The 13,235-nt window shown below is 70.6% G+C and carries 12 protein-coding genes; 8 read left to right on the top strand and 4 right to left on the bottom strand.

The annotated features are described in order from the left end of the window. Nucleotides 1–119: 119 nt before the first annotated feature. From ACIG36_RS07860 to ACIG36_RS07840, 5 genes are all read left to right on the top strand, one after another. Complete coding sequence (locus tag ACIG36_RS07860; protein WP_399923670.1) at nucleotides 120–1,442, top strand: phosphatase PAP2 family protein; 1,323 nt, start codon at nucleotides 120–122, stop codon at nucleotides 1,440–1,442. A 50-nt stretch (nucleotides 1,443–1,492) separates the two neighbouring features. Next, the gene (locus ACIG36_RS07855; protein ID WP_399923667.1) at nucleotides 1,493–2,095 is read left to right on the top strand and encodes a 2'-5' RNA ligase family protein; all 603 of its coding nucleotides are present in this window, start codon (nucleotides 1,493–1,495) and stop codon (nucleotides 2,093–2,095) included. A gap of 109 nt (nucleotides 2,096–2,204) precedes the next feature. Continuing rightward, nucleotides 2,205–2,561 (top strand): VOC family protein, encoded by a 357-nt coding sequence (locus ACIG36_RS07850; protein ID WP_399923664.1) that lies wholly within the window; start codon nucleotides 2,205–2,207, stop codon nucleotides 2,559–2,561. A gap of 37 nt (nucleotides 2,562–2,598) precedes the next feature. Next, nucleotides 2,599–4,986: an ATP-binding cassette domain-containing protein gene (locus ACIG36_RS07845; RefSeq protein WP_399923661.1), complete on the top strand. Its 2,388-nt coding sequence runs from the start codon at nucleotides 2,599–2,601 to the stop codon at nucleotides 4,984–4,986. A 92-nt stretch (nucleotides 4,987–5,078) separates the two neighbouring features. Further along, nucleotides 5,079–5,435: a thioredoxin family protein gene (locus ACIG36_RS07840; protein ID WP_399923658.1), complete on the top strand. Its 357-nt coding sequence runs from the start codon at nucleotides 5,079–5,081 to the stop codon at nucleotides 5,433–5,435. Here the strand turns inward: ACIG36_RS07840 and ACIG36_RS07835 are convergent. From ACIG36_RS07835 to ACIG36_RS07825, 3 genes are all read right to left on the bottom strand, one after another. Beyond that, on the bottom strand, nucleotides 5,432–6,853 hold the full coding sequence (locus ACIG36_RS07835) for an MFS transporter (protein ID WP_399923655.1): 1,422 nt from the start codon (nucleotides 6,851–6,853) through the stop codon (nucleotides 5,432–5,434). The genes ACIG36_RS07840 and ACIG36_RS07835 overlap by 4 nt on opposite strands. Before the next feature lie 140 nt (nucleotides 6,854–6,993). Next, entirely contained in the window at nucleotides 6,994–7,260 is a 267-nt protein-coding gene (locus ACIG36_RS07830) for a hypothetical protein (protein ID WP_399923652.1), read from the bottom strand. Nucleotides 7,261–7,262: 2 nt separating this feature from the next. Next, a complete protein-coding gene (locus ACIG36_RS07825) occupies nucleotides 7,263–8,939 on the bottom strand; it encodes a cytochrome bc complex cytochrome b subunit (protein WP_399923649.1) in 1,677 nt (558 codons plus the stop codon). Nucleotides 8,940–9,353: 414 nt separating this feature from the next. Here ACIG36_RS07825 and ACIG36_RS07820 point away from each other — a divergent pair, with 414 nt between their 5' ends. Both ACIG36_RS07820 and ACIG36_RS07815 read left to right on the top strand, forming a co-directional pair. Further along, nucleotides 9,354–11,009 (top strand): APC family permease, encoded by a 1,656-nt coding sequence (locus ACIG36_RS07820; protein WP_399923646.1) that lies wholly within the window; start codon nucleotides 9,354–9,356, stop codon nucleotides 11,007–11,009. Between the two features lie 194 nt (nucleotides 11,010–11,203). Further along, nucleotides 11,204–11,827 carry a DsbA family protein gene (locus ACIG36_RS07815; protein ID WP_399923643.1) on the top strand — a complete coding sequence of 208 codons (624 nt, stop codon included), beginning with the start codon at nucleotides 11,204–11,206 and terminating at the stop codon, nucleotides 11,825–11,827. An 83-nt stretch (nucleotides 11,828–11,910) separates the two neighbouring features. On the opposite strand, the gene ACIG36_RS07810 is transcribed toward ACIG36_RS07815, so the two are convergent. Beyond that, on the bottom strand, nucleotides 11,911–12,228 hold the full coding sequence (locus tag ACIG36_RS07810; protein WP_399923640.1) for a hypothetical protein: 318 nt from the start codon (nucleotides 12,226–12,228) through the stop codon (nucleotides 11,911–11,913). A 140-nt stretch (nucleotides 12,229–12,368) separates the two neighbouring features. Here ACIG36_RS07810 and ACIG36_RS07805 point away from each other — a divergent pair, with 140 nt between their 5' ends. Beyond that, entirely contained in the window at nucleotides 12,369–13,196 is an 828-nt protein-coding gene (locus tag ACIG36_RS07805) for a hypothetical protein (RefSeq protein WP_399923638.1), read from the top strand. Nucleotides 13,197–13,235 lie beyond the last annotated feature (39 nt).

Below are 13,235 nucleotides of genomic sequence, written 5' to 3'. Positions count from 1 at the left end.
CCTTCACAAGAAAACACGCCATCCAGCACAAAAACCGACCCGGTTCACCAACACCTCACAAATCGGCCAATTAATTGATATCTATAGCATCGCGGGTGTTCTCGCGAATAAACCGAAGAATGACGTCCGCCGCGTGGCGACGATATCGGGCGATAGTGTGGGCCGTGGTGGGTGTGGTGGCCCTCGGGTTCCTCGTCGCGCTGGAAATCGCCGCTCGCCGGTACGGCCTCCCCGGGCCGATGACCAACCAGGCGAAAGAGGTGATCCTCGCCCCCAAATCCGGGCCACTGCTGTACGGCAGCATGGCCTTGATGATGGTGGTGCTCACCTGGCGGCAGCGGTTCATCGCGACCGGTGTCGCGGTCGGCATCGACCTCGTCTTCTTTCTGGTGCGGTGGGCGGCCGACGTCAAGGTGGCCTCCGGGTACGGCCATCCCTTCGGCAACGGCGCGTTGTGGGTGATCCTGGGCTGTGCGGTCATCGCCGTCACGCGCCGCACCGGCCGTGAACGGGCCCTGATGCTGAAGGGCGTCGGGCTGGGCCTGCTCCTGGTGGCCGGCCGCAAGACCGGTGACACCTGGCTGCTCATCACGTCGAAGACCCGCCCGATGGTGCTCGACCAGTACGTCGCCACCGCCGACCACGCACTGGGCAACCCGTCGTGGCTGGTGGGCCGGATCGTCGACGCCAGTGGCCCGATCGGCACCCATGTTCTCGACTGGGTCTACATTCAGCTCGCGGTGGCCGCGGTCGTCGTCGCGATGTACCAGCTGCGGCACGTGGCAACCGAGCGCCGCTTCCCGCGCCACCACCTGGTGCGCACCTTTCTGGTGATCGGTCTCCTCGGGCCGGGCATCTACATGATCTTCCCGGTGGTCGGGCCGATCTTCGCCTACGGCGCCGACGGCGGGCACTGGGCGGTGGCCGACCTGTGGCCGGACACGATGCCGACGGTGACCGCCCCGCAGCACATGCCGTTCGACGAGATCACGCCACGCAACTGCATGCCCAGCCTGCACACGGCGTGGGCCACCGCGATATTCATCCACTCCCGCACGGGACCGCGGATTCTGCGATACGCGGGCACGTTCTGGCTGATCGCCACGCTCGGCGCGACGCTGGGATTCGGCTACCACTACGGCGCGGACATCATCGCCGGCGTGGTGTTCACGATCACGATCGAGACGGCTCTGCGCTCGCTCGCACGTGGCTGGGACCGGTCGGGAATCCAGCTGGTCGCCTACGGTGCGACGGTCTTCGCCGCGCTCCTGCTCTCGTACCGCTATCTGCCGATGCAGATGGCCGAACGCCCATGGGTGTTCGGACCGCTTCTCGTCCTGGCCATGGTCTCGGTGATCTATGGCTACATACGGACCACCAGACAGTGGGAGCCGAAGGCCGCGCCGGCGCGGCGACGGGAACCGCAGCCCGAACTGGTGTGAGACCGGTAGAAGCGGACGCGGAACGGTCGTGACCCGGTGACCATGGTGGTGTGGACGGGAACCCGGCCTTCGACGGGTCCGGGCCGGTGGGCGCGCTCGAGGTGGCGCCGACGGCCCGGACGGCGGTGGCGTGGCTGCCGCCTCCGGAACTGTGGCCGGCGATCCAGGCCATCCGCCGGGAGCACGATCCGCAGGTACGGCGGTGGCCACCGCATGTGAACCTGCTGTTCGGCTTCGTACCGGAGGAGGAGTTCGCGCGGGCCGTGCCGCTGCTGTCCGCCGGGGCGGCGGAGAGCCCGGCGTTCACGGCGCGGCTGGCCGGCGTGCGGTACTTCCGGCACCGGCACGACGCGACGGTGTGGCTCGATCCCGCCGCGGCGGGCCCGGCACCGTGGGCCCGCCTCCACGAGGAGCTGGGATCGCGGTTCCCGCTCTGCCGCGGGCGCGGCGGCCGCTTCACCCCGCATCTGTCCCTCGGGCGCACACAGGAGCCCCGGCGGCTGGCCGCCGAGTGCGCGGACCGGCTCGGCGCACTGCCGGCCGTGGTCGACGAGGTGGTCCTGCTCTCCCGGCGCGGCGAGGAGCCCATGCGGCCCCGGGCCCTGATCGCGCTGGGCTCGGGCCGGGTCCGCCGACCACCGGACATCCCCTAGCGCCGCGACCAGGGCGGGCGCCGTGCAGCTACCGGATGCGGAACCCGCAGCCGCGGCTAGCGTGATCGTCATGGACATCCCGGCCTGACCCACGACGTGAGGAACGACCATGACCGGCTCTTCCACCCAGGGAATCAAGACCGTGCTGCACCCCGTCTCCGACCTGGCGGCGGCCAAGGAGATGTACACCGCCCTGCTCGGCGTACCGCCGGAGGCCGAGGGGCCCTACTATGTCGGCTTCGAGGCCGCGGGCCAGCACATCGGGCTGGTACCGGGCGGCGGACCGCAGGCCATGACGTCGCCGGTAGCGTACTGGCATGTGCAGGACATCGAGGCGAAGCTGGCCGAGGTGACCGCGGCGGGTGCCACCGTGAAGGAGCCCGCGCGCGACGTCGGCGGCGGCCGCCTGGTGGCCACCGTCACCGACCCCGACGGCAACGTCCTCGGGCTGCTCCAGGACCGATGAGAGGCGGGGCCCCGGGCCCCGACGGATGGAGAAGACGATGAGCACGGCCAGGAGGACGGACACGCGGCCGCCCGCGCCGCACGACGCCGACAGCCACGATCTGATCCGCGTGCACGGCGCGCGCGTGAACAATCTCAAGGACGTCACCGTCGAGATCCCCAAGCGCCGCCTGACCGTGTTCACCGGCGTCTCCGGCTCCGGGAAGAGCTCGCTGGTGTTCGACACGATCGCCGCCGAGTCGCAGCGGCTGATCAACGAGACCTACAGCGCCTTCGTGCAGGGCTTCATGCCGACCCTGGCACGGCCCGAGGTCGACGTGCTCGACGGGCTGACGACCGCGATCATCGTCGACCAGCAGCGGATGGGCGCCGACCCCCGCTCCACGGTCGGCACCGCCACCGACGCCAACGCGATGCTGCGCATCCTCTTCAGCCGGCTCGGGAAGCCGCACATCGGGCCGCCCGGCGCGTACGCCTTCAACGTCCCCTCGGTCCGGGCGAGCGGTGCGATCACCGTCGAGCGCGGTGACAAGAAGGCGGTGAAGGCGACCTACACCCGCACCGGCGGCATGTGCCCGCGCTGCGAGGGCCGGGGCACGGTCTCCGACATCGACCTCACCCAGCTCTACGACGACTCCAAGTCGATTGCCGAGGGGGCGTTCACCATCCCCGGCTACACGGGCGGCGGCTGGAACACCCGGCTGTACGCCGAGTCCGGCTTCTTCGACGCGGAGAAGCCGATCCGCAGGTTCACCAAGAAGGAGCTGCACGACCTCCTCTACCGCGAGCCGACCAGGATGAAGATCGCGGGCATCAACATGACGTACGAGGGGCTGGTCCCGCGGGTCCAGAAGTCGATGCTCTCCAAGGACAAGGAGGCGATGCAGCCGCACATCCGGGCGTTCGTGGACCGGGCGGTCACCTTCACCACCTGCCCCGAGTGCGACGGCACCCGGCTCACCGCGGCGGCCAGATCGTCGAAGATCAAGAAGGTCGGCATCGCCGACGCCTGCGCGATGCAGATCAGCGACCTGGCCGCATGGGTCCGCGGCCTCGAGGAGCCGTCCGTGGCGCCGCTGCTGGCGGCGCTGGGGCGGACCCTCGACTCGTTCGTGGAGATCGGGCTGGGCTATCTCTCGCTCGACCGGCCGTCGGGCACGCTGTCGGGCGGCGAGGCGCAGCGCGTCAAGATGATCCGCCACCTCGGCTCCTCGCTCACCGACGTCACCTACGTCTTCGACGAGCCGACCACCGGCCTGCACCCCCACGACATCAGCCGGATGAACGACCTGCTGCTGCGGCTGCGGGACAAGGGCAACACGGTGCTCGTCGTGGAGCACAAGCCGCAGACGATCGCGATCGCCGACCACGTCGTCGACCTCGGCCCCGGCGCCGGGACGGCGGGTGGCACCGTCTGCTTCGAGGGCACCGTCGAGGGGCTGCGGGCCGGCGGCACCGTCACCGGCCGCCATCTCGACGACCGGGCCGCCCTCAAGGAGACGGTGCGCGAGCCCACCGGCCGGCTCGCCGTCCGCGGCGCGACGGCGCACAACCTGCGGGGCGTCGACGTCGACATCCCGCTCGGGGTGCTCTGCGTGGTCACCGGCGTCGCCGGCTCCGGCAAGAGCTCGCTCATCCACGGCTCGCTCCCGGCCTCGGCGGGCGTGGTGTCGGTGGACCAGACGCCGATCCGTGGCTCGCGGCGGAGCAACCCTGCGACGTACACCGGGCTGCTCGACCCGATCCGCAAGGCGTTCGCGAAGGCCAACGGCGTGAAGCCGGCGCTGTTCAGCGCCAACTCCGAGGGCGCCTGCCCCACCTGCAACGGCGCCGGCGTCGTCTACACCGACCTGGCGATCATGCAGAGCGTCGCCACCACCTGCGAGGACTGCGAGGGCAAGCGGTTCGACGCGGCGGTGCTGGAGCACCACCTCGGCGGCCGTGACATCAGCGAGGTGCTCGCGATGCCGGTGACCGAGGCCGAGGAGTTCTTCGGCGCCGGCGAGGCGCGCACCCCGGCCGCGCACAGGATCCTTCAGCGGATGGCGGACGTCGGGCTCGGCTACCTCACCCTCGGCCAGCCGCTCACCACGCTGTCCGGCGGCGAACGGCAGCGGCTCAAGCTGGCCGGCCACATGGCCGAGAAGGGCGGCGTCTACGTCCTCGACGAGCCGACCACCGGCCTGCACCTCGCCGACGTCGAACAGCTGCTCGGCCTGCTCGACCGGCTCGTCGACTCCGGCAAGTCGGTCATCGTCATCGAGCACCACCCGGCGGTCATGGCGCACGCCGACTGGATCATCGACCTCGGTCCCGGCGCCGGCCACGACGGCGGCCGGATCGTCTTCGAGGGCCCACCCGCCGACCTCGTCGCCGCCCGCTCCACCCTCACCGGCGAGCACCTCGCGGACTACGTCGGCGCCTGACCGCCGAACGGGTGACCACATGGCCATGTGTGCCGCGCGCGGGCATGGTGACGAGGGGAGGCGGGGGATTCGTTGCCGAGGATCGGAGACCCATGGCCGTCACGTCACTGACGAACCTGACGGAATACGAGGAGGCCATCTCCCGGGACAGACCGGTGGTGGTGAACTTCTGCGCGTCCTGGGCCCCTCTGTGCCGGGCCATCACACCCGCGTTCGAAAGGTTCTCGCGGCTTCCCGAGTTCGCCGGCACGGTCGACTTCCGCAGGGTGGACCTCGACGAGGCCTTCGACGTCGCCCAGAAGGCGGGGGTCGGCCCCATTCCCGTCTTCATGGTGTTCCACAACGGCACCAGGCTCGACGAGATCGTCGCCCCCGACCCGGAGTCGCTGCGCGAGCTGATCGTCAGGGCGAGCGCCATCGGGCCCGGCCGGGGCGGGGCAGGCGCCTAGGGCGTGTCCTGGGCCGGCTCGGTGTCCTTCTTCCTCTGCCGCGACGCGTGGGCCACGAGGAAGAGGGACGCCCCGCAGGCGGCGACCAGCAGCCAGCCGGGACGGGACGCCCGCGCGAGCTCGCTCGGGGCGGCGCCCGTGACCAGGCCGCCGGCGACGGCGATGCCGAGGGCGGAGCCGAGCTGGCGGGCGGTGGACGTGATGGCTCCGGCCACACCGGCACGGCTGGGCGGCAGTCCGCTCACCGCCGTGTTGGTGATCGGCGCGTTGGCGAAGCCGAACCCGGTGCCGATGAGCAGGTAGGCCGTCAGGAGCAGGAACACGCTCGTGTCCCGGTCGAGGCCGACCAGGCACAGCCCGCCGGCGGTGATGAAGCCCGCGGCCAGGGCGAGCGGCAGCCGTGGCCCGAGGCGGCCGACCAGCTGGCCCGACAGGGGCGCGCAGACGGTCGCTCCGACGGCCAGGGGCAGGGTCGCCAGGCCGGTGGCCAGCGGCGTCCATCCCCGGGTGTGCTGCAGGTAGAGGGTGTTGAGGAGCAGCACCACGTTCAGGGCGGTGAAGACCGCCACGGCGCCGAGGGCCGCGCTGCTGAAGGCCGGGCGCCGGAAGAGCCGCAGATCCATCAGCGGCTCGGGCCGGCGGGACTCGACCCGCACGAAGGCGGCCGTCGCCGCGGCGGCGAGCGCGTACATGGTCAGCGCCGCGGGCGATGTCCAGCCGATGCGCGGCCCTTCGATGAGGGCGCCGACCGAGACCCCGATGACCACTGCCAGCAGGGCCTGACCCGGCAGGTCGAGCCGCCGCGCCCGCTGTGCCTCCTGCGCACGGGACCGGGGCACGAAGATCGCACTGAGTACGAGGGCGGCCACGACGACCGGCGCGTTGATCCAGAACACCGACCGCCAGCCGAACGCCTCGATGAGAGCGCCGCCCGTGACCGGTCCGGCGGCCATGCTGAGCCCGAAGACCGCCGCCCAGACGCCGATCGCCTGCGCTCGCTCCCTCGGGTCGGGCATCGCGTTCACCACGATCGCCAGGGCCACGGGGCTGAGCATCGAGGCGCCGATTCCCTGGGCCGCGCGGGCCACGATGAGCACTCCCGCCGACGGGGCGATCGCGCAGGCCAGTGAGGCGACGCCGAAGACGGTCAGGCCGAGCTGGAACACCTGCCGGCGTCCGAACCGGTCTGCCAGCGCACCGGAGGAGATCAGGCATGCGGCCAGGACCAGGGTGTACGCGTCCACGGTCCACTCGAGACCGCGCGTCCCCACGCCCAGGCCCTGCCCGATGGCGGGCAGGCCCACATTGACGATGGTGGTGTCCAGGCCCACCAGGAACATGCTCAGGCAGCAGACGGCCAGCACCGTCCAGCGTCTGCGCGCACTCAGAAGGGGGTGGGGCGGGTTCCGGTGCTGCACAGGGTGAGTCGTCGTCGTGGCCACGGGCCGGCTGCCTCTCGCGTTGGGGAGCAACTGCCCGGCCAGCTTCCGGCGGGACCACTACCATCGCCCAGAATTTTTGCGGAGGCCGCAAAAAAACCGGCGCCCGGCCGGATCGTTCAGGGGCCGTCGACGGGCAGCGTCCACGCGTTGACGAGCCGCCTCGCCCGCCCGGCGTCGTCGGCGAAGACCAGCACCTGGAGCTTGCGCAGCGCCCGGCGCGGGCCGTAGGACCTGCGGGTGCAGGGGGCGACGGTGGACCGGATCCCGCAGGTGTCGAGGAACTCGCGGACCGCTTCGGCGGCGGTCGCCGTACCCACGCACGCCACGGGCACCAGCAGCCCGTAGGGGTAGGTACGGCGGCCCGCCCTCGCGCGGCGTCTCACGGTCAGTGGTGGCCTTCGGGAACCCGCTCCGGCTCCGCGTGGCCGTGCGCCGCCATGAGCTGCCGGTACTCCTCCGCCTCCGGCTTGGGGATCTGGCCGCCCTCGCCGAAATAGGACCTGGAGATGCGGGCCCGCAGCCGCTCCGACCAGGGGAGCCTGCGGCGGACGCCGTGCTCGTCCACCTCCGGCGAGAGCTCGTACGGCACCGGCTGCTCGTGCGCGGTGTGGAAGTACAGGTCGGTCTGCGTCAGCGGCTCGTGGATCTCCACGAACTCGCCGTGCGGCTTGCGCAGGATGACGCCGCTCTCGCGGCCGTGCAGGACCTTCTCGCGGTCGCGGCGCTGGAGGCCGAGGCACCACCGCTTGGTGATGACGAAGACCAGCACCGGCAGCACGAAGAAGCCGATGCGGCACACCCAGGTGATCGCGTTGAGCGAGATGTGGAAGTGCGTCGCGAAGAGGTCGTTGCCGCCGCCCACCAGCAGGAGCGCGTATTCCGAGATCCAGGCCGCCCCGAAGGCGGTGCGGCTCGGGTTGTTGCGGGGGCGCTCGGTGATGTGGTGTTCGCGGTTGTCCTTGGTGAGCCAGGCCTCGAAGAAGGGGTAGCACCACAGCACGAGCAGGATCATCGGGAAGATCAGCAGCGGGATCAGCACCCCGAGCACCAGGGTGTGGCCCCAGAGGTTGATCTCCCAGCCCGGCATGATGCGGATCAGGCCCTCGGAGAAGCCCATGTACCAGTCGGGCTGGGCGTCGGTGGTCACCTGGTCGGGCCGGTACGGCCCGTACGACCAGATGGGGTTGACCTGCGCGATGGCCGAGAAGACCGCCAGGATCCCGGTGACCAGGAAGAAGAAGCCGCCGGCCTTGGCCATGTAGACCGGCATCAGCGGCATGCCGACGACGTTCCTGTTGTTCCGTCCGGGCCCGAAGCCCTGGGTGTGCTTGTGGTAGAAGACCAGGATCAGGTGCGCCACCAGCAGGGCGGCCATGATGCCGGGGATCAGCAGCACATGGACGGTGAACAGCCGCGGCACGATGATCGTGCCGGGGAACTCCCCGCCGAAGAGGAACATCACCAGGTACGTGCCGACGATCGGCAGGGACAGGATCGCGCCCTCCATGAACCGGATGCCCGTGCCGGAGAGCAGGTCGTCGGGGAGCGAGTAGCCCATGAAGCCGTCGAACATGCCGAGGATCAACAGGCCCGCGCCGAAGAGCCAGTTGAGCTCCCGCGGCTTGCGGAACGCGCCGGTGAAGAAGACGCGCATCATGTGCACCAGCATCGCCATGATGAAGACGAGCGCCGCCCAGTGGTGCAGCTGGCGCAGCAGCAGGCCGCCGCGGATGTCGAAGCTGATGTCGAGCGTCGACCTGTACGCCGCGGACATGCGGATGTCGTGCAGCGGCGTGTACGAGCCGTGGTAGACGACCTCGCTCATGCTGGGCTCGAAGAACAGCGTCAGATAGACGCCGGTCAGGATGATGATGAGGAACGAGTAGAGGGCGACCTCGCCCAGCATGAAGGACCAGTGGTCCGGAAAGATCTTCCGCAGGTTCGCCTTGGCGAGGGAGAACACCCCCAGCCGCCCGTCGGCCCAGGTCGCGAGTCTCTCACCCCGCGATGCCGGGGCGGTGGGGGCCGGGCCGGCCGCGGGGGTGTGTGGCGTGTCGGTCATACGTGAGCGCTCCCGGCCTGGAAGGGCAGAGCGTCCACGCTTGCCCCTTTATCCTACAAAATTCACCGTTTTCTGCACGATCTCCCTTATCTTCCCTGTGCTGTGCCGCTGAACGCGCTATTTGCGTGGAGTGTCGCCTGACGGCCCATCGGAGACGGGGCGGGCCGCCGACCCCGCCCGGCCCGCCTGATGTGCCGTCGGGACGCGAGTGGAGTCGCTTCCTCCGATTGTCGTAGTATGTCCGGCGTCGCTATTGCGTCCTCGGTCGTGCCCGGTGTCCGCTCCCGGGGGCCGATTCCGGCGGAGCCGATGGGGCCGAATGGGGCCGGTACGCAGTGCAGGTGTTCGTTTTCCGCTCGGCCCGGCAGGTGGCGGCTTCCAGTCCTGGTCTCCCCGCAGAACGGAAAACACCTCGTGGATCTGAGCGCGGCCAATAAAAAGGGCCTCAGCCTCTTCGCCCTGATCATGATCGGGCTGGGGTCCATCTTCGGCTCCGGCTGGCTCTTCGGAGCCGGCCAGGCGGCCCAGGTCGCCGGGCCGGCCGCGCTGGTCGCCTGGGTGATCGGCGCGATCTTCATCGGCATGATCGCCATGACGTACGCCGAGGCCGGCGCCGCCTACCCGCTGCCCGGCGCCATGGCCCGCTTCGGCTCCATCTCGCACGGACCGGTGCTGGGCTTCGTCACCGGATGGGCCGTGTGGATCGCCACCGCCTCGCTGATCCCCATCGAGGCCATCGCGGGCACCCAGTACATGTCCTCGTGGAGCTTCGGCTGGGCCCGCGACCTGGTCGCCGACGGGCGCCTGACCGGCACGGGCATGGCGACGGCCCTGGTCCTGACCGTCGCTCTGTGGCTGGCCTGCTACTGGTCGGTCGAGCTGCTGGCGCGGGCCAACAACCTCCTCACCCTGGTCAAGTTCGCCATACCCGTCCTCGCGGTCGCCGCGCTCATCGCCTCCGGCTTCCACACCGGCAACTTCACAGCGCACGGCGGCTTCGCCCCCAACGGCTGGTCCGCCGTCCTCACCGCCGTCAGCGCCTCGGGCGTCGTCTTCGCCTTCAACGGCTTCCAGGCCGTCGTCAACCTCGGCGGCGCCGCCAAGAACCCCGGCCGCGCCATCCCGCTCGCCCTCGTCGGCGCGCTCTCCCTCGGACTGCTGATCTACCTGGCCCTGCAGGTCGCCTTCCTCGGCGCCGTGCCGCCGGAGCGGCTCGCCGAGGCCGGCGGGTGGAGCGGGGTCAACTTCGCCTCGCCCTTCGCCGACCTCGCCAAGCTGCTGATGCTGCACTGGGTCGTCACCATGCTCCAGTTCGGCGCCTTCATCTCCCCGAACGGCGCCAACATCGGCAACGTCGCCTCGGCCGCGTACCTCGCGCAGAACCTCGCCGAGACCGGCTTCTTCCCCAAGAAGATCGCCGAGGTGCACCCCCGCTACGGCGTCGCCCGCCCCGCCATGTGGCTCAACCTGGGCTTCTCCGTCCTGCTGCTGCTCACCGTCGGCCACAGCTGGGAGGCGCTGGCCAGCGTCGTCTCCGCCGCGATGGTCGTCTCCTACCTCATGGGCCCGATCGCCGTCGGCGTCCTCCGGCAGACCAAGCCCGACCTGCCCCGCCCCTTCCGCCTCCCCGCGGCCAGGATCCTCTGCCCGGTCACCTTCGCGTTCGCCGCCTGCGCCCTGTACTGGTCGAAGTGGCCCAACACCGGCAAGGTCGCCCTGCTGACCCTGCTCTCGGTGCCGATCGCCGCCGTCGTGCTGCGCCGCCGCGGTGAGACGAGCCTGCGCCGGCAGTTCGCGCCCGCGTGGTGGATGGTCGGCTTCCTGCTGTGGATGGCGTTGCTGTCGGCCCTGGGCAGCGAGCAGTTCGGCGGCCACGGGGTGATCCCGGGCGGCCTCGACATCGCGCTGGTCGCGCTGTCGTCCGTCGGCTTCTACTTCTGGGCGGTCCGCGCGGGTGTCCAGGCCCACCGCGCCGGCCTGCCCGGCCCGGACCCCGTCCTCGGCGACGCCGCCTCCGCGTCCGTGCCGGAGCCCCGGCAGGCGGAGCCGGCCGGGACCGCCGTTTCCTGAGGCGGACATCCACTGAAGCAAGCGGGGCCGTGGCTCGTACGAGCCACGGCCCCGCTTCGGTGCATACCGGCAGGCGGTGCAAAGAATCTTCGAGCCTCCGGGAATGTCTGACTGAGCAGATACTGTTATGTCAGATGAATTCGCTCGCGGCCCGCGGGCACCCCGGCACACCCCCTCGAAGGAAACGCCCCCCCATGAAGCTCGTCTACGTCTTCGACGCCTACTGCGGCTGGTCCTACGGGTTCGCCCCCACCCTGGCCGAGATCGGCCGGCGCCACCCGGACCTCCCCGTCGAGGTCGTCTCCGGTGGCCTCTTCACCGGTGCCCGCCGCGTACCGATCCGTGAGTTCGGCTACGTACAGGGCGCCAACGCCAAGATCAGCGAGATGACAGGCGTGGAGTTCGGTGCCGCCTACGAGCGACTGATCGCGGACGGCTCGTTCGTCATGGACTCCGAGGCGGCCGCCCGCGGCATGGCCGCCCTGCGGCAGGCGGCCCCCGCCCACCGGGCCGCCGAGCTGGCCGAGGCCCTGCAGACGGCGTTCTACCGGGACGGGCAGAGCCTGTCCGACGCCGGGACCTACCGCGCGATCGCGGAGCGGGCGGGGCTCGACGCCGACGCCGTCGTCGCCGCCTTCACGGCACCGACCTCCCGTGCCGCGGCCGAGGCGGACTTCCGTCACGCCCGGGGGCTGCGCGTCGAGGGCTTCCCCACACTGCTCGCCGTCGACGGCAACCGCGGGGCCGCGGTCCTGGCCGTCGGCCGCGCCACCGCCGACCGGATCGACCAGCGTCTGGCCGCCCTCGCCGCCTCCTGATCACCCGCATCCCGCGGGACACGGCTGAGCCCGGCCGCGGCACGCCGCGGCCGGGCTCAGCCGTGTGCCTCCTCCGGGAAGGGTCACTTGGGGTTGTACTTCACGCTCCTGAAAGCGGCGCCGCCGTTGTCCTGCCCGGGGGCGAGACGGACCGCCTTGCCCTTGCAGTTCTTCTGCGGGTAGACCTCGAGCGGCTTCTTCATGTAGTTGCGCGCGCCGCTCGCCTCCTGCTCCATGGACATGCACTTGTTCTCGGGAAGCGTCGCCACGAAGTAGGGCTTCTTCTTGGGGCCCACCCAGGCGAAGCCACCGCCTTCGGCGGCCGAGCTCCCCGTGGGCAGCGACGCGGCGAGGAGGAGACCTCCCAGGACGGCAACAACTGCGTTGCGGAACAGGCGCATCACGGATCCTTCGTCTCGACAGTACGGCGAACCGGGCGAACAGCCCTCGCAGCGGTCAACGACGCTCGGCCACCCCACGACACGGTGCGTGACGGCGCCCGGGTAGTTTCGGCAGGGAGAGCCGATCTTCCAGGAGAGCCATGACATCCGCCCGCCCCCGTGTCCTGTACGTCACCGACCTGGCCTTTCAGGCCAAAGGGAGGCGGTACTGCGACGAGGACATCTACCTGAGCTCCCGGCTCAGGGAGGATTTCGACGTGGCGCTCTGTCACCCTCTTGACGCAGCCGCCCTGATGGACGCCTTCGACGCGGTCGTGGTCCGCAACAGCGGGCCCGTGCTGCACTACCAGGCCGCCTACGACGCCTTCCGCGAGCGCGCGGCCCAGCGGCGGACGCGCGTGTACAACCAGCTGTCGGGCAAGGCGGACATGCTCGGCAAGCGGTACCTCCTCGAGCTGACCGCGGCCGGGTACCCGGTCATCCCCACCGCCGACCGCCCGCAGGACCTCGCCCTGCTGCCGGAGGCCGCCGAGTACGTGGTCAAGCCCAAGCTCGGCGCGGACTCCATAGGCCTGGAATTCCGCACCCGGGACCGGCTCGCGGACCTGGCGTTCGGTGAGATCCTCGTCCAGCCGCGCATCGACTTCCGCTACGAGGTCTCGTTCTTCTTCGTCGACCGGGCCTTCCAGTACGCGCTGTACGCCCCCGACCCGGCCCGGCGCTGGGAGCTCGAGCCGTACGCGCCCACCGCGGCGGACCTGGCCTTCGCGCAGCGGTTCGTCGACTGGAACGCCATCGACCACGGCATCCAGCGCGTGGACGCCTGCCGCACCCCGGAGGGCGGGCTGCTCCTCGTCGAGCTGGAGGACCTCAACCCCTACCTGTCGCTGGAGCGCATCGCGCCCGAGGCCCGCGAGTCCTTCGCCGCGAACATGGCGACGTCGCTGCGCCGGCTGATCGACTCCTGACCAAGCGCTCCTGACCAAGTGGCTCATCTGCCCCTTGAA

Source organism: Streptomyces sp. NPDC053048, assembly GCF_044547045.1.
In the GTDB taxonomy this organism is placed as follows: Bacteria; Actinomycetota; Actinomycetes; order Streptomycetales; family Streptomycetaceae; genus Streptomyces.
This window is presented reverse-complemented; position numbering and strand designations above follow the sequence as displayed.